Origin of the sequence: Microtetraspora sp. AC03309 (genome assembly GCF_020826795.1) — a bacterium.
Classification (GTDB): domain Bacteria; phylum Actinomycetota; class Actinomycetes; order Streptosporangiales; family Streptosporangiaceae; genus Microtetraspora; species Microtetraspora glauca.
Genome location: NZ_JADDIL010000021.1, coordinates 40,747 through 58,939, shown reverse-complemented (window position 1 = coordinate 58,939; position 18,193 = coordinate 40,747). Strand labels below are relative to the sequence as shown.

Annotated in this window: 19 protein-coding genes; 6 read left to right on the top strand and 13 right to left on the bottom strand. The window is 68.5% G+C overall.

The window, feature by feature from the left end; genetic code table 11:
• Positions 1–25: 25 nt before the first annotated feature.
• The 7 genes from IMZ11_RS14865 to rpsF form a co-directional block, all read right to left on the bottom strand.
• The gene (locus IMZ11_RS14865) at positions 26–769 is read right to left on the bottom strand and encodes an amino acid ABC transporter ATP-binding protein (RefSeq protein ID WP_228641739.1); all 744 of its coding nucleotides are present in this window, start codon (positions 767–769) and stop codon (positions 26–28) included.
• On the bottom strand, positions 769–1,641 hold the full coding sequence (locus IMZ11_RS14860; protein WP_228641737.1) for an amino acid ABC transporter permease: 873 nt from the start codon (positions 1,639–1,641) through the stop codon (positions 769–771). Before IMZ11_RS14860 ends, IMZ11_RS14865 begins: the two co-directional genes overlap by 1 nt.
• On the bottom strand, positions 1,638–2,516 hold the full coding sequence (locus tag IMZ11_RS14855) for an ABC transporter substrate-binding protein (RefSeq protein ID WP_228641735.1): 879 nt from the start codon (positions 2,514–2,516) through the stop codon (positions 1,638–1,640). Before IMZ11_RS14855 ends, IMZ11_RS14860 begins: the two co-directional genes overlap by 4 nt.
• Before the next feature lie 157 nt (positions 2,517–2,673).
• Positions 2,674–3,120 (bottom strand): 50S ribosomal protein L9, encoded by a 447-nt coding sequence (rplI, locus tag IMZ11_RS14850; protein WP_228641733.1) that lies wholly within the window; start codon positions 3,118–3,120, stop codon positions 2,674–2,676.
• Positions 3,121–3,138: 18 nt separating this feature from the next.
• Positions 3,139–3,375 (bottom strand): 30S ribosomal protein S18, encoded by a 237-nt coding sequence (gene rpsR, locus IMZ11_RS14845; protein WP_061256131.1) that lies wholly within the window; start codon positions 3,373–3,375, stop codon positions 3,139–3,141.
• Positions 3,376–3,460: 85 nt separating this feature from the next.
• Entirely contained in the window at positions 3,461–3,991 is a 531-nt protein-coding gene (locus tag IMZ11_RS14840; protein WP_228641731.1) for a single-stranded DNA-binding protein, read from the bottom strand.
• Positions 3,992–4,086: 95 nt separating this feature from the next.
• Entirely contained in the window at positions 4,087–4,377 is a 291-nt protein-coding gene (gene rpsF / locus IMZ11_RS14835) for a 30S ribosomal protein S6 (protein ID WP_061256127.1), read from the bottom strand.
• 182 nt (positions 4,378–4,559) lie between these two features.
• Here rpsF and IMZ11_RS14830 point away from each other — a divergent pair, with 182 nt between their 5' ends.
• Complete coding sequence (locus IMZ11_RS14830) at positions 4,560–4,877, top strand: hypothetical protein (RefSeq protein ID WP_061256295.1); 318 nt, start codon at positions 4,560–4,562, stop codon at positions 4,875–4,877.
• A 131-nt stretch (positions 4,878–5,008) separates the two neighbouring features.
• Here the strand turns inward: IMZ11_RS14830 and IMZ11_RS14825 are convergent, their stop codons facing one another.
• Positions 5,009–5,185 (bottom strand): hypothetical protein, encoded by a 177-nt coding sequence (locus IMZ11_RS14825; RefSeq protein ID WP_228641729.1) that lies wholly within the window; start codon positions 5,183–5,185, stop codon positions 5,009–5,011.
• A 265-nt stretch (positions 5,186–5,450) separates the two neighbouring features.
• Here IMZ11_RS14825 and IMZ11_RS14820 point away from each other — a divergent pair, with 265 nt between their 5' ends.
• Positions 5,451–6,245, top strand: a complete 795-nt coding sequence (locus IMZ11_RS14820; protein ID WP_228641727.1) for a deoxyribonuclease IV — start codon at positions 5,451–5,453, stop codon at positions 6,243–6,245.
• 58 nt (positions 6,246–6,303) lie between these two features.
• On the opposite strand, the gene IMZ11_RS14815 is transcribed toward IMZ11_RS14820, so the two are convergent.
• From IMZ11_RS14815 to IMZ11_RS14805, 3 genes are all read right to left on the bottom strand, one after another.
• Positions 6,304–7,602, bottom strand: a complete 1,299-nt coding sequence (locus IMZ11_RS14815) for a glycosyltransferase family 87 protein (RefSeq protein ID WP_228641725.1) — start codon at positions 7,600–7,602, stop codon at positions 6,304–6,306.
• Between the two features lie 4 nt (positions 7,603–7,606).
• Positions 7,607–8,935 carry a glycosyltransferase family 87 protein gene (locus tag IMZ11_RS14810; RefSeq protein WP_228641846.1) on the bottom strand — a complete coding sequence of 443 codons (1,329 nt, stop codon included), beginning with the start codon at positions 8,933–8,935 and terminating at the stop codon, positions 7,607–7,609.
• Between the two features lie 245 nt (positions 8,936–9,180).
• Positions 9,181–12,087 (bottom strand): transglycosylase domain-containing protein, encoded by a 2,907-nt coding sequence (locus tag IMZ11_RS14805; protein WP_228641723.1) that lies wholly within the window; start codon positions 12,085–12,087, stop codon positions 9,181–9,183.
• Between the two features lie 536 nt (positions 12,088–12,623).
• Here IMZ11_RS14805 and IMZ11_RS14800 point away from each other — a divergent pair.
• Positions 12,624–13,262, top strand: coding sequence for a PadR family transcriptional regulator (locus IMZ11_RS14800; protein WP_228641721.1), 639 nt, complete (start codon positions 12,624–12,626; stop codon positions 13,260–13,262).
• 13 nt (positions 13,263–13,275) lie between these two features.
• Entirely contained in the window at positions 13,276–14,355 is a 1,080-nt protein-coding gene (locus IMZ11_RS14795; RefSeq protein ID WP_228641719.1) for an inositol-3-phosphate synthase, read from the top strand.
• A 118-nt stretch (positions 14,356–14,473) separates the two neighbouring features.
• Here the strand turns inward: IMZ11_RS14795 and idi are convergent, their stop codons facing one another.
• Positions 14,474–15,055, bottom strand: coding sequence for an isopentenyl-diphosphate Delta-isomerase (idi, locus tag IMZ11_RS14790; protein ID WP_374462273.1), 582 nt, complete (start codon positions 15,053–15,055; stop codon positions 14,474–14,476).
• Between the two features lie 116 nt (positions 15,056–15,171).
• On the opposite strand from idi, the gene IMZ11_RS14785 reads away from it, so the two are divergent.
• Positions 15,172–16,473 carry an MFS transporter gene (locus IMZ11_RS14785; RefSeq protein ID WP_228641715.1) on the top strand — a complete coding sequence of 434 codons (1,302 nt, stop codon included), beginning with the start codon at positions 15,172–15,174 and terminating at the stop codon, positions 16,471–16,473.
• Between the two features lie 19 nt (positions 16,474–16,492).
• Positions 16,493–16,654, top strand: coding sequence for a hypothetical protein (locus tag IMZ11_RS14780; RefSeq protein ID WP_228641713.1), 162 nt, complete (start codon positions 16,493–16,495; stop codon positions 16,652–16,654).
• Between the two features lie 12 nt (positions 16,655–16,666).
• Here the strand turns inward: IMZ11_RS14780 and IMZ11_RS14775 are convergent, their stop codons facing one another.
• Entirely contained in the window at positions 16,667–18,103 is a 1,437-nt protein-coding gene (locus tag IMZ11_RS14775; RefSeq protein WP_228641711.1) for a CCA tRNA nucleotidyltransferase, read from the bottom strand.
• Positions 18,104–18,193 lie beyond the last annotated feature (90 nt).

Below are 18,193 nucleotides of genomic sequence, written 5' to 3'. Positions count from 1 at the left end.
GGCGCTCAGCGGGCCGGCGACACGGTCACAGGCGCCCCGAGTCCAGTACGCGCTGGAGGAACTCCCGGGTGCGCGGATGCTCGGGCGAGGAGAAGATCTGCTCGGGAGAGCCCCGTTCGAGCAGGACACCGCCGTCGAGGAAGCAGACGGTGTCGGAGATGTCCCTGGCGAAGTTCATCTCGTGGGTGGCCAGGATCATGGTCATCCCGGTGTCCTTGAGCTCGCGGATGATGCTCAGCACCTCGGTGACCAGGATCGGGTCGAGCGCGGAGGTCACCTCGTCGAGCAGCAGCAGGCGGGGCTGCGTGGCGATGGCCCGGATGACGGCCACCCGCTGCTGCTGGCCGCCGGAGAGCCGGTCGGGGTACTCCCCCGCCTTGTCCGCGAGCCCGAATCTGGCGAGCAGTTCCCCGGCCTGCTCCTCGGCCCGTGCCCGGTCGACCTTGTGCACCTTGCGCGGGGCCAGAGTGATGTTGTCCAGCACGGTCATGTGCGGGAAGAGGTTGTAGGACTGGAAGACCATGCCGATCCGCTTGCGGACCTCGTCCACGTCGGCGCGGACGTTCGTGATCTCGTCCCCGTCCAGGTGGATGGCGCCGTCGTCGATCGTCTCCAGCAGGTTCACGCAGCGCAGCAGCGTCGACTTGCCGGAGCCGGAGGCGCCGATCAGGCAGACCACCTCGTGCGGCGCCACGTCCAGGTCGATGCCGCGCAGCACGCTCTGGTGGCGGTAGTTCTTCCAGACGCCCTCGATGCGCAGCAGCGTCATCAGGCACCTCCGGGGCCGCGGCGGCGGGCGGCCCGCGCCGACAGGTAGTCGGTGAACCGCGCCATCGGGATCGTGAGCAGGATGAACAGCATCGCCGCCACGAGATAGGGGGTGTAGTTGAACTTGCTCGCCGCGTAGATCTGCGCCTGCCGCAGCGCCTCGATCACACCGATCGTGGAGACCAGCGCGGTGTCCTTCTGCAGCGAGACGAAGTCGTTCAGCAGCGGCGGGATCACCCGGCGCACCGCCTGCGGAAGCACGACGTGACGCATCGCCTGCCCGTGGGACAGCCCGAGCGAGCGCGCCGCCGCGATCTGGCTTGGATGCACCGTGTCGATGCCCGCGCGGAAGACCTCCGCGACGTACGCGCTGTACGCGAGGACGAGGGCGATCACCCCCAGGGTGATCTCGTCGGATGGCACGCCGGTGAGTTGGAGCGCGGGCAGGCCGAAGCCGACGAGCATGATGACGAGCAGCGTCGGGACCCCGCGGAACACGTCGGTGTAGACGACGGCCAGCACCCGCAGCGGGAAGAAGACCGGTGCACGAAGGCCCCGGGCCAGCGCGACCAGCAGCCCGACGACCAGGATGATCGGCTCCGCGATCAGGAAGATCTTGACGTTGGTCCAGAAACCCTGGAGCACGTCGGGTAACGACCGGACGAACCACTCGGGATCGAAGAACGTCTCCCGGACCCGCGGCCATCCCGGCGAGTTGGTGACCAGGACGGCCACCAGGGTCAGGAAGACGATGGTGGACGCCGTGGCGATGGAACTGGAGCGGACCGCCTGCCTGCGGCGGATCCGCTCCCTCTCCAGCTGCCGCGCGCTCCTCGCGGGCCGCGTCACGTCGTCTGTCACGTCATCTGTCACTTCAGCTCCGGCGCGCCGGCCGCCGCGCTGAGCCACTGCTGCTCGATCTGGGCCAGCTCACCGGAGGACTTCAGCGCGCCGATGGCCTCGTTGACGCAGGACACCAGGGCGTTGCCCTTCTGGAAGACCAGGCCGAACTCCTCCGGCGTGCCACCGGTGGCGGCGAACTGTCCCACGATCTTGGAGTTCTCGACCTGGGCCGCGGTGACGTAGAACGCCGTGGGCAGGTCCACCACGATGGCGTCCACCTGCTTGTTCTTGAGGGCGTTCACGGCGTCGACCTGCTGGGTGTAGACCTTCGGGTCCTTGGCCGGCTGCACCACGCTCTTGACCGCGTCGAGCGCCGTGGTGCCGACCTGCACGCCGATCGTGGCGTCCTTGAGGTCGGCCAGACCGGCCGCCGAGGCGTACTTCCCGTTGTTCAGCGTGACGACGCCCTGCTTGACCGTGTAGTACCCGTCGCTGAAGTCGACGACCTTGGCCCGGTCGGGCGTGATGGACACCTGGTTGAGGTCGAAGTCGAACTTCTTGTCGCCCGGAGCGTACGCGCTGTCGAAGGGGACGGTGGCCCAGGCGACCTCGTCCTTGGTGAAGCCCAGCTTCTGCGCCACGGCGTAGGCGACGGCGCTCTCGAAGCCCTCGCCGGTCGTCGGGTCGTCGTTCTTGAACCAGGGCTCGTACGCCGGCTTGTCCGTGCCGATGGTGAGCTTGCCCGGGGTGATCAGCTTGAGCTGGTCCTTCGTGCAGCTCGCGGAGGCCGCCGGGCTGGCGGCGGCGGTGCTCCCCGCCGTGTCCGCCGCGTCGTTGGCCGGTGCGCACGCGACCGCCGCCGTCGTGAGGACGCCAAGCGCCAGCAACAGCGAGGTACGGTGCATTTCAGCCTCCATGAGGTACATCTTCCGCGAAATCCGCGTTGGGACGGGCTAGATACTATCGGCCATATATTTCAGCCCCGTTCGGGTACCGTACGCGCACGTCAAAGGGCCCCTCCCGGCATGGGAAGGGGCCCTTCGAACAGCTATCGTGCCGGGATCAGCCGGCGACGACCTCGACATCGAGGGTGGCCGACACCTCGGAGTGCAGCTTGACGCTGACCCGGTGCGAGCCCACGCTCTTGATCGCGTTGCCGATCTCGATGCGGCGGCGGTCCAGCTTGGGACCACCGGCGGCGGTGACGGCGTCGGCGATGTCGCCCGTGGTGACCGAGCCGAAGAGACGACCGGCCTCGCCGGCGCGGGTCTTCAGGACCACCTTCAGAGCGCCGAGCTGGCCGGCGACCTCCTTGGCGGTGCCCAGGTCACGGATCTCGCGGGCGTCGCGCGCCTTCTTGATCGAGGCGACCTGCGACTCGGCGCCGCGGGTCCAGCGGATCGCGAAGCCGCGCGGAACGAGGTAGTTACGGCCGTAGCCGTCCTTGACCTCGACGATGTCACCGGGAGCGCCGAGGCCGGAGACCTCAGTGGTGAGAATGAGCTTCATGTCCTGAGACTCCTTTCCTTAGCGCGCGGTGCTCGTGTACGGCAGCAGGGCCATCTCACGAGCGTTCTTGATAGCGGTGGCCACGTCGCGCTGGTGCTGGGTGCAGTTGCCCGTCACCCGGCGGGCACGGATCTTGCCGCGGTCGGAGATGAACTTCCGCAGCAGCGCCGTGTCCTTGTAGTCGACGTAGGAGATCTTGTCATGGCAGAACAGGCAAACCTTCTTCTTCGGCTTGCGCAGTGCCGGCTTCGCCATCGTGGTGCTCCTTTCAGAGCCCCGCATGATGCGGGAATGGTCGCTCGGATACGTGTTCGTGTGGTGCTGTCACCCGGAGGGGTGACTAGAAAGGCGGTTCGTCGCTGAAGTCGCCGCCGCCGAAGCCGCCGCCCCCGCCGCCGCCGCCACCCTGGTTGTAGCCGCCACCGCCACCCTGAGGAGCGGGGCTGGCCGAAGCCCAGGGGTCGTTGGACGGGCCGCCGCCGAAGCCACCGCCGCCGCCCTGCCGGGCGGTCTTGTTCACCTTGGCGGTGGCGTTGCGCAGCGAGGGGCCGACCTCGTCGACCTCGACCTCGTAGACCGTGCGCTTCTCGCCTTCCTTGGTCTCGTACGACCGTTGGCGCAGCCGTCCCTGCACGATGACCCGCATGCCGCGCTGCAGGCTCTCGGCGACGTTCTCCGCCGCCTGTCGCCACACGTTGCAGGTCAGGAACAGGCCTTCGCCGTCCTTCCACTCATTGGTCTGGCGGTCCAGGAACCGCGGAGTGGATGCGATGCGGAATCGGGCCACAGCCTGCCCCGTCGGGGTGAAGCGCAGCTCCGGGTCGTCGACAAGGTTGCCGACGATGGTGATCGTGGTGTCGCCTGCTGCCATCGGTCGCTTTCGCCTTCCTATCCCGTCAGCTCAGCCGTAAGGGCTTCAGAGTACGGCCATGGCCCGACAAAAAAGCCGGGCTTGGCCGTTCCCGCTCAGTGGAGCTCGGGACGGATGACCTTGGTACGGAGAATGCCCTCGTTCAGGTTGAGCTGGCGGTCCAGCTCCTTGACCGTGGCGGGCTCCGCGGTCAGGTCGACCACGGCGTAGATGCCCTCGGGCTTCTTCGCGATGTCGTAGGACAGCCGGCGACGGCCCCAGACGTCGACCTTCTCCACGGTGCCGCCGTCGTTGCGGACGACACTCAGGAACTGGTCGAGCGAGGGCTGCACCGTGCGCTCATCGAGGGCCGGGTCGAGGATGACCATCAGCTCGTAACGACGCATGCGGAATCCAACCTCCTCTGGACTCTTGCGGTCACGACGCCTTGCCGTGACAGGAGGACGCTGTGGGCGGCGCGGGGGAAGTCCACCCCACGCTGTACAGAACACAGCCGATTCAGGCTACCAGGCCACTGGCCGTTCGCCGTCCCGCGAGGGAAACTGAGCAGCAAGAGGGGGTGACGCACATGCCGAACGTTCTTGGCCGCGTCAGAAGGCCGCCTTTCCGCCTCACCTTGAACACGGATGGCAGGCCGCACACGCTGGAGAACGCACTGGCGCTCAGCACGCTGGTCCTCGGTCTCCTGGCGATCGTCACCGGGTTCGTCGTCAGCCTCCACATGGTCGCCTCATGGGTGGGCGCCATCGGCTTCTGCGGCGGGCTCTACGCGCAGTACGTCTCCGTGACGACGCCGCAGCGCAGCCTCATCATCTGCGGCCTCGTCGGGTCGTTCGTCGGAGCCGCGCTCGGAATCGCCCACGGAGGGTTCCTCCCGACCGGCTGACCACGCCGGACGCTCGACCGGGCGTTCAACCGGGCGTTCAACCGGGCGGCCGACTGGGCGGCCGACGACCTCGCGGACGCGACGGCCGGGTCGGGTTGCCGACTCGGCCGTCCAGCGTGACAGCCGGCCGTTCAGCGTGCCAGGTGCAGGTCCACGCCCAGCAGGACGAGGACCCAGAGGAAGACGGCCAGCAGCGCCTCGCCGATCTGCCGCAGGATGCCGGGGCTCAGATAGTGGTGCACCCAGGCGACATAGACGCCGACGACGATGTAGATCACCAGGATGACGCGCAACAGTCGGGGGGTCATGTCGCCTCCTCGTGCGTCGGCGCGCACGGCGCCGTCGAAAGAGCGCTTCCCGGTCAAGTCCGCTTAAAACCCTCTTTACCGGTGGCATGGAGTGCTTCTCCACGCTGTCCGCCGCCGAGACGCCCTTCGCCCGGAGCGTCTAGTGTCTGTACGGCGTGCCGCCCGGTACGGCACGGCCGACGGCGGCCCCCGGCGCGCGGCTTCCCACACACGACTTCCAGACACGACTTCCACACACGACTTCTCCAACGGAGGTACGACGACGATGGGCAGTGGTCAGGACGGACGGTTCCCGCGCATCGGCGCGCACGTCGACCAGGACGACCCGCTCGCCCACGCGGCGGCGCGCGACGCCGACGTCGTGCAGTTCTTCCTCGGCGACCCGCAGGGCTGGAAGGGACCGGTCCTGCCGGAGAGCGCGGACGCGATCAGGGACTCGGATGTGGACGTCTACGTCCACGCGCCGTACGTGATCAACGTGGCGACGGCGAACAACCGGATCCGCATCCCGAGCCGCAAACTCCTGGAGGGTCATCTGAAGGCGGCCGCGTCCATCGGCGCCAAGGGCCTGATCGTTCACGGCGGCCACGTCAACAAGGACGACGACCCGCAGATCGGGTTCGACAACTGGCGCAAGGTCTTCGAGCGGATGGACTGCCCCGTCCCCGTGCTGATCGAGAACACGGCGGGCGGCGGCAACGCGATGGCGCGCAAACTCGACCGGATCGCCCGCCTGTGGGACGCCGTGACCTCCGGCGCGCGGGACGCCTCGATGATCGGCTTCTGCCTGGACACGTGCCACGCGCACGCGGGCGGAGAGGATCTCACCGACGTCGTCGACCGGGTGAAGGCGATCACCGGCCGCATCGACCTGGTCCACTGCAACGACTCGCGCGACGCGTTCGACTCGGGGGCGGACCGCCACGCCAACCTGGGCGCCGGGCAGATCGACGCGGAGCGGATCCTCGCCGTCTGCCGGCAGGCGGGGGCGCCGATCGTCGTGGAGACGCCGTTCGAGGGCCAGGCGGACGACATCGCCTTCCTCCGCAAGCACCTCTGACGTCCACAGGCTGTGGATAACTTCTCTGGATTACGACCGGCTCAGAACGGGTAAGGGTTCACGTCACGCGCATCCGGGGACCGCGCCCCGCGCCGTCCCCCAGATCGTCGAGACCCTCACCGGCATCGGCGTTATCGGCGTCCGACCCGCGTGAATCATGCGAACCGCGCGGGTCGAGGGTGACCCGAGCGGGCCTGCGGGTGCTCCGCCAGAGCTGGACGAACGACACGACGGCCGCCGCGAGGAACACGAGGTTGCGCGCGACCAGGACCAGCGTGCCCGGCAGCCGGCCGCTCCAGCTGTAGTCCTCCTCCACCCACGGGTACATGATCCCCGTCAGCAGGGTGGCGACCAGGACGAGCCAGGCGGCGGGCCGCTGCCGGGTCCGTACGACGAGAACCACCGCCACGGCGCCGAGCAGCCAGATCAGATACTGCGGCGACAGGACCCTGCTGGTCACCACCAGGAAGAGGATCGTGGTGAGCGCCGCGTCGTAGTACGTGTCATCTGTCGGCGCGGCGCGGAACCACCACACCGCGAGCAGGACGAGCGCGGCCGGCGTGGCGGCGACGCTGACCAAGGTGGCCGTCTCCACGCCGGGACCGACGAGCTCCATGGCGCCGTGCTGGTACGTGGTGAACCCGTCCCACCAGCCCAGCGCGCGGCCGAGCGCGAACGGCGTGGCCGCCAGCGACTCGATCTGGAGACCCCGATCCTGCTGGGCGGTGAGAAAGTCGAGCGCGTGCGGCAGGACCAGGATGGCCACACCGCACCCGAGCGCCACCACGACAACGGCCGAGGCCGTACTCGTCAGCAGTTCGCGCCAGCGGCGCAGCCCGGCGAGCAGCGCGACCGGCCACACCTTGATCGCGAGCCCGAACCCGATCAAGGCTCCCCGTACCGCCGGGTCCGTCGAGGCGGTGAGCGCCAGGACCGCGACCAGGGTGACCATCAGGTCGTACCGGGAGATCAGCAGCGGCCCCAGCAGGGCCGCGCCCACCGTCCACGCCCACACGCCGGTACGGCTCCCGCCGGTCTTGGCGGTGAACCGGCACAGCAGCAGCAGGATCGCCAGGTCACACACCAGCGCGAGCACATAGAAGTCGATCCGGTAGCTCCACGGCAGCAGGTGCGGGGCCAGCATGGGCAGCGCCGCGTAGGGCGGGTACTGCCATTTGTCGTCCCCGGCGGGAAACTCTCCGCCGAGCAGGATCTGCGACCAGTTGCCGTAGAGCCTGACGTCACCCTCGAACGATCCCTCGTGCCCGACCGGGATGATCTGCGTCGCGGCGAGGAAGAGCACCAGGCGAGTGATCACCCAGACGGGCAGCACCTGCCAAGGGAAGCGGTGTCGCACCCTTTCAGGCTTCCACGGTCGCGACGCCGGCCTTCGGCCGGGGCGGGAGCACGAACCGGTCCTCGGCCCGGTCGAACACCCCTCCGGAGGGGTCGTCCACGCCGTCCCGGCGGATGACGTCCGACTCCGGCCGCAGGATGTCCCGGACGACCAGGGCCATCAGGACGACGATCGTGATCGCCCGCACCCACACCGACAGGAAGTACGCGGTGTCCCCGATGCCGAGGTTCACGCCGTCGGGGTACTGTGCGGTGAGATAGAGCCAGATCGAGAAGAAGTACCAGCATTCGGCGATCTGCCAGGCCACCAGCGCGCCCCACTTCGGCCGGGCGAGGACGGCGAACGGCACCAGCCAGAGCACGTACTGCGGCGACCACACCTTGTTGGTGATCATGAATGCCGCGAGCGCCAGGAAGCAGAGCTGCATCAGCCGCGGGCGGCGCGGGGCCATCACGGCGAGCGCCGCGATCCCCAGCAGCAGCACGGCCAGCGCGCCCATGGCCATCGTGTTCAGCGCGTCGGCGTCGGCGAGGAACCCCCAGTTCTTGCGCTGGAAGAAGAACCACAGGCCGCCCCAGTCGGCGCCGCGCTCGCTGCTGAAGGAGTAGAACCGCTTCCATCCCTCGAAGTTGATCAGCATGACCGGCACGTTGGCGACCAGCCACGTCCCCGCCGCCGCGACCGCCATCCGGGCGAACGGCATCCACTTGCCGGTACGCACCGTGAGCAGGAACAGCGCGCCGAAGAACATCAGCGGATAGAACTTCGTCGCCACCGAGAGCGAGAGCAACACCCCGGCGAGCACGTGCCGGTCGCGCGACCACGCCAGCAGCCCGCCCAGGGCGAGCGCGCCCGCGGCCAGGTCCCAGTTGATGTACGCGCAGAGGATGACCGCCGGTCCGATGGCGTACCAGAGGGCGTCCCAGCGGCGGGCGGGGCCGGCCAGGGCGGCCATCAGCAGCGCGCCCGCGACCAGGGATGCGCCCATGAGGATCACGGTGATGTCGTAGAACGCGACGCCGTCACCGCCCGCGAGGCGCCGGGCGAACTCCATGATCGCGCCGATGCCGACGGGGTATTCGACCGGATAGTCGACGTAGGGGATCTTCCCATCGACCAGATGCTCGGCCCACCACAGCGGATAGATGTCCGTGTAGCAGAAGTTGGTGTACTGCCCGAGGCCGCCGTTCCACGCGCCGCCGAACCGGCACGGCCATTTCCACAGGAAGGCGAGCACCGCGCCGAGACCGGCGAGGAGTCCGATCGGGAGATACGGCACCGCCCTCTGCGTGACCGCGCCGAGCGGTCCAGGAGCGTTCGTGGTCCGGGTCATCACGCGCCTAACGATCACTGTACGGGGGACGGTGCAGCGGAACCGCGCTGAAGAACGATCAGCTTTTCAGCATCGGTACGGTACGCACAATAAGCCAAGAACGGCGGAGCGGCCTTTCCACGCGTTCGACGCGATGAATTCACGGCATTCCTCGCTGAATCTTTCATGAGAATTCTCCGTACCCCCGGAAGTGCCCGGAAATGGCGAAGCCCCCGCAGGCGCAGAGCGCGCGGGGGCCTCGATCACTACATACCCGTGGCGGCCGTGGACTTCCTGCTACCGGAAGGTGAGGGTGCCGGGACCATCATCGGGCTATGGCCGAAGCCGTCACCGCCACCGAACGGGTCCTCACCGTCGCCGCCCGGATTCACGTCCTCGGTGCCGTTGCAGGCGAGATCCATGGGGTCGCAGTTGCTGGTGTCGTCCGGCGGGAATCCGCCGTCCGGGGGGAAGTCGTCCTCGGGCGTGGGCGACGGCGTCGGCGTCGGGCTCGGCACGATGTTCTCCGGCGCCCCGGACGACGCCCTGGCCGGGAACTGCTCGACCTTCTCGCCCTCCATCGCCGCCGTCATGAACGCGCGCCAGATGCTGGTGGGCGGACCGGCGCCTTCGAACTGGAGCGAGATCTCCTTGGGCTCGGTGTACTTGTTGTCGGGTCCGTACTTGGGCGCCTCGCCGATCGGGCAGTTGGCATGCTGCGGCTGGACGATCTTCCCGCTCTTGGTCCGGCACTGCTCGCGGTACATGCCGACCGCGGTGGAGAGTTGCGGGGTATAGCCGACGAACCAGGCTTCCTTCTCGTCGTTGTTCGTGCCGGTCTTGCCCGCGGCCGGGCGGCCGATGCCCTTGCCCGCGGCCGTACCGGACTTGAGGACCTCCGACATCGCCACGGTGGCGTCCGCCGCCGCCTCGGGGCTGATCACCTGCTTGACCGCGCTGATCTCGGGCAGTGCGACGATGTCGCCCTGCTTGACCTCCTTGACGACGTGGTAGTCCACGTGCTTGCCGGCGTTGGCGAAGATCGAGTAGCCCGCCGCCTGCTCCACGGGGCTCACCAGGGCGCTGCCGATGGTGAACAGGTACTTGTGGGCCTCGACGTCCTGATCCATCCGGCCCTTGTCCAGCCCGGCGTCGATGGCGATCTGCTTCACCGCGGCGAGCTGGCCGACCGTGCCGTTCTTCTCGTCCAGCGCGTATCCCATGGAGGCGAAGGCCGTGTTGACCGACTGGGCGGTGGCCTTGACCAGATCGATGGCCGCGCCGACGCTGTGACTGTTCCCGATCTTCGTCGTCCCGGGCAGCTTCTCCGGCACGGTCGCGTTGCCGGGCACGAAGCTGTTGAGGCTGTAACCGGCGTCCAGCCACGCGGCCAGCACGTAGGGCTTGAAGGCCGATGCCGCCTGCTTCTTGGAGTCGAACGCCTCATTCCACTCGTCGTTGAGGTAGTTGTCACCTCCGTAGAAGGCGACGACCCGGCCGTTGCGCGGATCGACCGCGGCGAGCCCGGCGTGGAACTCCTTGGACATACCGTTGGTGACGTCCTTCACGGCCTTCTTGGCCGCGAGCATCAGCTTCTTGTCGAACGTCGATGTGATCTTGTAGCCGCCGCTCCTGACCGTGTCCGGCGACAGCCCGCGCAGCTTCAGCTCCTGCAGGACCTGCGTGATCATGTAGCCCTTGATGCCCTTGTAGACGTCCTTGTCGCTCTCCTTCTCCAGCTTGGGGAACTTCTTGACGTCGACGAGCTTGGCGTCCTGCACGCCGTACTTGGCCGGGAGCCCGCCGTACTTCGCCGGGTCCAGCTTGGCCATGCCGTCGATGGCGTACGCGAACCGCTCGTAGGTGGGGGCGAAGTTCTTCTTCTGCTCCTCCACGTCGAACCTGCTCGGGCTCTGGATACGGCCGGCGAGGTAGGCGGCCTGGCCCTCGTTCAGCTCCCAGACGTGCTTCTTGAAGAAGGCCCGCGCCGCCGCCTCGATCCCGTTGGCGCCGCGCCCGAAGGGGACCGTGTTGAGGTACTGCAAGAGGATGTCGTCCTTGGACATCGACTTGTTCAGCTTGATCGCGACGAAGATCTCCTTGATCTTCCGCTGCGCGCTGACGTCCCTGCTCAGGCCGTCGTAGTAGTTCCTGGCCATCTGCTGGGTGATCGTGGAGGCGCCCTGGATCTGCTCACCGCTGACGGTCATCCAGACCGACCGCATGAGACCGCTGAACGAGATGCCGGCGTCTTCGCGGAAGCTGCGGTTCTCCGCGGCGATCACCGCGTCCTGCACATGCCGGGGGATCTTCTTGATGTCGTCGATGATCACCCGCGTCTGGCCCACCCGGGCGATCGCGGTCTTGCCGTCGCGGTAGTAGATCACGCTGCCCTGGGCCGTGGCCTCCGCCTGCTTCCCGGTCGGCACCGGCGTGTTCGCGTACGCGACGGCGATCATGCCGAAGACGCCGGCCACCAGGATGGTGAACGCGGCGACGACGATCTTCCAGTTGGGGATGAACCGCTTCCAGCCGGTACGGCGCGGCTTGCGGTCGTCGTCATCGAAGTCGCGCGGACCTCCGGGGCCACGACCTCCGGGACCGTCGGGCCCCCGCCCACCCGGACCTCTGCCACCGGAGCCCGGTTCTCCCCTGCGACGGCGGCCGTCCGGGGGCATCGCCTGGGTCTCCTCGCCGCTGATCCGGCGACGCGGGTCGCCGGAGGGCATGCCCATGGCCTGCGTCCTGTCGCCACCGGGCCCGCCGGGGCGCTGGGGGCCTCCCTGACCGGGGGGGCCGTCAGGTCGCCCACGACCACCGGGACCACCCGGACCACCGGGGCCGCCGGGACCACCCGGGCCGTTCGGCCGCGGCAGGTTCTGGGTCCGGTCCTGTCCCCCGGGCACACCCGGGCCACCGGGACCGTTCCTGCGGGGATCCGGTCCGGGCCGGGACTGCTGCACGGACGGCATGCCCTGGGTGTCCTCGAAGGCGGCCTCGCTGCGGCGCGGGGCGCCGGGCCGTCCAGCGGGAGGGCCCTGGGGAGCACGGCCGTACTGGTCACCGGGCGCCTCGTCCGCGCGACGGCGGCGCCCAGGGCGGGCTGATCCACCGGAGCCCGAGGAGTCCTCGGGACGGCCGGTCGGCTCCGGTCCATAGTTGCTGTAAGTCACGCGTCCTCGTCCAGTCAATCAGGGAAAATCGCCGGCATCGGCCGACGGGCAGGTGAGCGTATCTCCTCGAAGGGAGGACCGCCCTGAACCGGAGGGTCGTCGCCCGTATCGATGACGAACGCGACATGCCTGTGGTTCCAGCCCCAACCATGGCAGACCTCGACCACGTAGACGCTGGATTCTCCGCATTCCCGAGCGGCCTCAGGAAGGTCTGACGTGGCTTTTACCCTGGCCGCCGATCGCCCCCGCCGAACGTTCGTGATCTTGGTCACATCGAGGCCGGGGCGCCGGAAAGCGGAATATCTCCCGCAGTTCGGGGTAGCGCGCGGGCGCACAGGATCACCACGGATCGGCGAGAACGCCGCCCGTTCCGTACGACCGGCGGAACCGGCCGTCCAGTGTGACCGCATGTGACACAGATTACGGCTCTTTACCGGATCGTGCCCCGCGCTTGACACGTTGCACGGTATGCCAGCCAGACGTATCCTGCGGATGTATCGCTTCGATACATCTGCGAGATACAAGGGGGTGTTCCGGTGACCGGCCCACGTGGTGGCATGCTGGAGCTCGCCGTCCTTGGCTCGCTACACGAAACCCCCCTGCACGGGTACGAGCTGCGGAAACGACTCAACACCCTGCTCGGGATGTTCCGCGCGTTCTCCTACGGCTCGCTGTATCCCTGCCTCAGGGCGCTGCTCAACGACGGTCTCATCACCGAAGAGGAGCCGCCGGCGGACACCGTCATCGGCCGCAGGTCGAAGATCGTGTACAAGCTGACCGCCGAAGGCAAAGAACGGCTGCACGAGCTGCTCACCCAGGCCGGACCGTCCGCCTGGGAGGACGAGAGCTTCGGCATCCACTTCGCCTTCTTCCGTCACACGGAGGCGGAGGTACGCCTACGCATCCTCGAAGGCCGCCGCAGCCGCCTGGAAGAGCGTCTGGACAGCGTCCGTACGGCTCTCTCCCGGACGAGGGAACGGCTCGACAGCTACACGCTGGAGCTGCAGCGCCACGGGCTCGAATCGGTCGAGCGCGAGGTGCGGTGGCTGAACGAGCTGATCGACTCAGAACGGCGGGGCACCGCGGCACGCGAGGACCCGAGCACGACCACAGAACGACCGTCTGCCGTACAGGACACGACCACCGGGGCCCAAGAGCCCGGGACAGATGAGTAAAGGAGCGAGTGCGATGGGTTCGGTGCGCGTAGCCATCGTGGGTGTGGGGAACTGTGCCGCGTCACTGGTGCAGGGCGTCCACTACTACAAGGACGCCGACCCGGCCAGCCGAGTGCCGGGCCTGATGCACGTGAAGTTCGGCGACTACCACGTCGGCGACGTCGAGTTCGTCGCCGCTTTCGACGTGGACGCCAAGAAGGTCGGTCGCGACCTTTCGGAGGCGATCGTGGCCTCCGAGAACAACACGATCAAGATCTGCGACGTGCCGCCCCTGGGCGTCACCGTGCAGCGTGGACACACCTTCGACGGTCTCGGTGAGTACTACCGCGAGATCATCGAGGAGTCCGACGAGCAGCCGGTCGACGTCGTGCGGGCACTCAAGGACGCCGAGGTCGACGTCCTGGTGTCCTACCTGCCCGTCGGGTCCGAGGAGGCCGACCGGTTCTACGCCCAGTGCGCGATCGACGCCAAGGTGGCGTTCGTCAACGCGCTGCCGGTGTTCATCGCGTCCGACCCCGAGTGGGCGGCCAAGTTCACCGAGGCCGGCGTGCCGATCGTCGGCGACGACATCAAGTCCCAGGTGGGCGCCACCATCACGCACCGGGTGATGGCCAAGCTGTTCGAGGACCGCGGTGTCGAGCTGCTGCGCACGTACCAGCTCAACTTCGGCGGCAACATGGACTTCATGAACATGCTGGAGCGCAAGCGGCTCCAGTCCAAGAAGATCTCCAAGACGCAGTCGGTCACCTCACAGATCCCGCACGAGATGGCCAAGGCCGACGTCCACATCGGCCCGTCCGACCACGTGCCGTGGCTCGACGACCGCAAGTGGGCCTACGTCCGCCTGGAGGGCAGGTCGTTCGGCGACACGCCGCTCAACCTCGAGTACAAGCTGGAGGTCTGGGACTCCCCCAACTCCGCGGGCATCATCATCGACGCGGTCCGCGCCGCCAAGATCGCGCTTGACCGGGGCATCGGCGGCCCGCTGCTGTCACCCTCGTCGTACTTCATGAAGTCCCCGCCGGAGCAGTACTCCGACGACGTCGCGCGTGAGGCCGTGGAGAAGTTCATCCGCGGCCAGCTCGAGCGCTGACGCCCCTCCCCTCCGAGGGGCCCGGAATCGACGGACGCCCCGGCTCGTGTTCGAGCCGGGGCGTCGTCGTCAGATCATGTGCTCGTCGTGTTCTGGCCCTGTCGCGGTCGGCCTCCGGTCAGCGGACCGCGGCGGGCAGCTCCGCCGGATCGCCCACGGGCCAGGTGAGCGGGTCGGGCCCGAGCGCCACGAGCTGCGGCACCTGCTCCCGCGCCCAGGGCGAGATGTCCATCTCGCCGCTCAGCACCATGTCGGCGAACTGCTTCCACGGCATCCAGCGGACCGCGTCGACCTCTTCGGGGTTGGGCACCGCCTCCTCCGAGACGATCACCCGGTAGACCGGGCACAGCTCGTTCTCGACGGTCCCGTTGTCCATGACCGCCCGGTACGCGAACCGGGGCAGCAGGAGATCCACGCTCTCGACGGCGAGCCCGAGTTCGTACCGCAGCCGCCTGATCACCGCCGTGGGAAGGGCCTCACCCGGCAGCGGATGCCCGCAGCAGCTGTTCGTCCACTGCGCCGGCCAGGTCAGCTTGTGCCCGGCCCGCTGGGAGAGCAGCAGCCGCCCCTCGCGGTCGAAGACGTAGCTGGAGAACGCCAGATGCAACGGCGTGTCGGTGCCGTGCACCTCGGCCTTCGGGGCCGTGCCGATGGGGTTTCCCTCGCCGTCGACCAGCACGACATGTTCGTCATTGGTCACACGACCGAGGTTACGGGGTTTGTCCCGGGAATCCTCACGAACCATGAATATCTTCAGGGGCGGGTCAGGGATCTTCCTGATACGCCGGTCCGACGGCCCCGCGTAGGCTGTCGCACGTGTCATACGTCTCAGATCTGCGTGTGGTCCTGCGGGGGCGGGATTTCAGGCGGCTCTTCGGAACCCGCCTGGTGTCGCAGTTCTCCGACGGAATCTTCCAGGCCGCCGTCGCCGGCTTCGCCTTCTTCAGCCCGGAGAAGCAGGCCACCGCGACGGCGATCGCGGCCGGCATGGCCGTACTGTTCCTGCCGTACAGCGTGCTCGGGCCGTTCGTCGGGGTGTTCATCGACCGCTGGTCACGCCGGCAGATCCTGGTCGTCGCGCCCGTCGTCCGGGGCACGCTGCTGGTCCTGACCGCGGCCCTGCTGGCCGGCGGGGCCTCTGAGGTCGTCTTCTACACCGCGGCGCTCGCCGTGCTCGGCGTCAACCGCTTCTTCCTCACCGCGCTCGGAGCGTCGCTCCCCCATGTCGTGCCGTCCGACCGGCTCATGATCGCCAACTCGGTGACGCCGACCTCGGGCACCGTGCTGACGTTCGTCGGCGCGGGCGTCGGGCTCCTGCTCCGCTTCGCGCTCGGCCCGCACACCGACGGCACCGTCGCCCTGCTCGTCGTCTCGGGTCTGGCCTTCGGGTTCAGCGCGCTGATCGCGCGCACGATGCCGCGCGAACTGCTCGGTCCGCCGTACGACCCGGACCGGCCGCGCGCGAGCGAGGTGATCCGGGACGTCCTGGCCGGGCTCGTGAACGGCGCGCGCCACATCCTCTCCCGCCGCTCGGCGGCGGCCGCGCTCGGCGCCATGGCCACCCACCGCCTGATGTACGGCATGTCCATCGCGCTGGTGGTCATGCTGTACCGGTACTACTTCACGACGGACGCCGAGGTGGCGCTCAAGGGCATCACCCTGGTGGTGGCGACTTCGGGCGTGGGGTTCTTCGTCGCCGCGCTGATCACGCCGTGGGGCGCCGAGCGGTTCGGCATCGAGAACTGGATCCCGGCCATGCTGGCGGGCTGCGGAGTTCTGGAGCTGGTGCTCTGCCTGCCGTTCCATCAGTGGGGCTTCCTCGTCGCCGGGTTCGTGCTCGGCGTGGGCGGCCAGAGCGTCAAGATCTGCGCCGACACGGTCGTGCAGCGGGACATCGACGACATCTATCTCGGCCGGGTGTTCTCGATCTACGACATGCTCTTCAACGGCACGACCGTGCTCGGCGCGATGATCGCGGCGACGATGCTCCCGCCGAACGGCAAGTCGTACACCGCCCTCGGCGTCATCGCGGGTGTGTACGCGCTGGGGGCGGTGGGGTACCGCCTGCTCGTCCCGTCGGGCGGCGCCGCGACGGTCGGAGCGTCAAAGAACGTCTGAGGCCGCGACCATGGCTCCGGTGATCCTGCCGATGTCCTCCGGCGTGCATGCGTACGCCCTCGGTCCGGCGCACCGCGTGGACCGGGACGCGCGGCGGCACCGCCGCGTAGGGCTGCCACGCGTGCTCCCGGTCCGGACGCGGGATCTCGTCGCCGTCCAGGCCATGCACCGCAGAGGGTGACCGCGCGCCGGGTCAGGGCAGGACGTTCTGCGCCCTGGCCCAGGTGAGCAGCTCCTCGCGGGCCGCGTCCTTGCCGATCACGCCCAGATCCATCCGCACTTCCAGCATGTGCTTGTACGCAAGGCCGACGACCGGTCCCGGGGAGACGCCGAGGATCTCCTGGATCTCGTTCCCGTCGAGCTCGGGACGCATCTTGGCGAGCTCCTCCTCGTCGGCGAGCCGGGCGATGCGCTCCTCGAGCTGGTCGTACGTCCGTGACAGCGCGGCGGCCTTGCGCTTGTTGCGGGTCGTGCAGTCGGCCCTGGTGAGCTTGTGCAGGCGGTCGAGCAGATGTCCGGCGTCGCGCACGTAACGCCGCACGGCGCTGTCGGTCCACTCGCCCGAGCCGTACCCGTGGAAGCGCAGGTGCAGCTCCACCAGCCGGGAGACGTCGGCGACGACGTCCTTGGGGAACCTCAGCTCCGCCAGCCGCTTCTTGGCCATCTGGGCGCCGACGACCTCGTGGTGGTGGAAGGACACCCGCCCCGCGGACTCGTTCCTGCGGGTCTTGGGCTTGCCCACGTCGTGCAGCAGCGCGGCCCAGCGCAGGACGCGGTCGGGCCCGGGATCCTCCAGCCCGATCGCCTGCTCAAGGACGATCAGCGTGTGCTCGTAGACGTCCTTGTGCCGATGGTGCTCGTCGATCTCCAGGCGCAGCTTCGGCAGCTCGGGCAGAACGTGCGCGGCCAGCCCGGTCTCCACGAGCAGCGACAGGCCCTCACGGGGGTGCGCGCCGCAGACGAGCTTGTCCAGCTCGTCGCGGATCCGCTCGGCCGAGACGATCTCGATGCGCCCGGCCATCGCCGTCATCGCCTCGACGGCCTTCGGATCGACGGTGAACCCGAGCTGGGAGGCGAACCGCGCCGCGCGCAGCATCCGCAGCGGGTCGTCGTCGAAGGACTGCTCCGGCGTGCCCGGGGTCCGCAGCACCTTGGCCGTCAGGTCGGAGAGCCCGCCGTGCGGATCGACGAACTCGTGGCCCGGCAGGCGCACCGCCATCGCGTTGACCGCGAAGTCCCTGCGGGCGAGGTCGCCGTCCAGCGTGTCGCCGTACGCCACGTCGGGTTTCCGGGAGGCGCGGTCGTACGACTCGTCGCGGTAGGTGGTGATCTCCAGCAACCAGCCGCCCTTACGCACGCCCACGGTGCCGAAGTCGATCCCGATCGTCCAGATGGCGTCCGCCCAGTCCTTGACGATCTCCAGCACCTGCTCGGGCCTGGCGTCCGTGGTCAGGTCCAGGTCGTTCCCGATCCGGCTGAGGAAGACGTCGCGGACCGATCCGCCGACGAGGGCCAACTCGTGGCCGCGCGCGGCGAACATCGCGCCGACCTCGTCGGCGACCGGAGCGATCCGCCGGAACAGGTCGTCCACGGCGCGTTTCTGAAAGTCGCTCAGATTTGAAACGGACAAGGCTGGGTACGTCCTTCGGTCACGGAACAGGTTTCCCCCGACACGCTGCGATCACGTTCTACGGGTGGGCCGGGGGCTCTGGGACGAGGC

What these genes read in the sequence shown, in the direction of transcription:
- IMZ11_RS14810 (WP_228641846.1), bottom strand. Translation starts at nt 8,935, where the DNA reads ATGACCCGGACCACGAACGCTCCTGGACCGCTCGGCGCGGTCACGCAG.
- IMZ11_RS14855 (WP_228641735.1), bottom strand. Translation starts at nt 2,516, where the DNA reads ATGCACCGTACCTCGCTGTTGCTGGCGCTTGGCGTCCTCACGACGGCG.
- rplI (WP_228641733.1), bottom strand. Translation starts at nt 3,120, where the DNA reads ATGAAGCTCATTCTCACCACTGAGGTCTCCGGCCTCGGCGCTCCCGGT.
- IMZ11_RS14820 (WP_228641727.1), top strand. Translation starts at nt 5,451, where the DNA reads ATGGGCAGTGGTCAGGACGGACGGTTCCCGCGCATCGGCGCGCACGTC.
- IMZ11_RS14830 (WP_061256295.1), top strand. Translation starts at nt 4,560, where the DNA reads ATGCCGAACGTTCTTGGCCGCGTCAGAAGGCCGCCTTTCCGCCTCACC.
- IMZ11_RS14825 (WP_228641729.1), bottom strand. Translation starts at nt 5,185, where the DNA reads ATGACCCCCCGACTGTTGCGCGTCATCCTGGTGATCTACATCGTCGTC.
- rpsF (WP_061256127.1), bottom strand. Translation starts at nt 4,377, where the DNA reads ATGCGTCGTTACGAGCTGATGGTCATCCTCGACCCGGCCCTCGATGAG.
- rpsR (WP_061256131.1), bottom strand. Translation starts at nt 3,375, where the DNA reads ATGGCGAAGCCGGCACTGCGCAAGCCGAAGAAGAAGGTTTGCCTGTTC.
- IMZ11_RS14795 (WP_228641719.1), top strand. Translation starts at nt 13,276, where the DNA reads ATGGGTTCGGTGCGCGTAGCCATCGTGGGTGTGGGGAACTGTGCCGCG.
- IMZ11_RS14840 (WP_228641731.1), bottom strand. Translation starts at nt 3,991, where the DNA reads ATGGCAGCAGGCGACACCACGATCACCATCGTCGGCAACCTTGTCGAC.
- IMZ11_RS14865 (WP_228641739.1), bottom strand. Translation starts at nt 769, where the DNA reads ATGACGCTGCTGCGCATCGAGGGCGTCTGGAAGAACTACCGCCACCAG.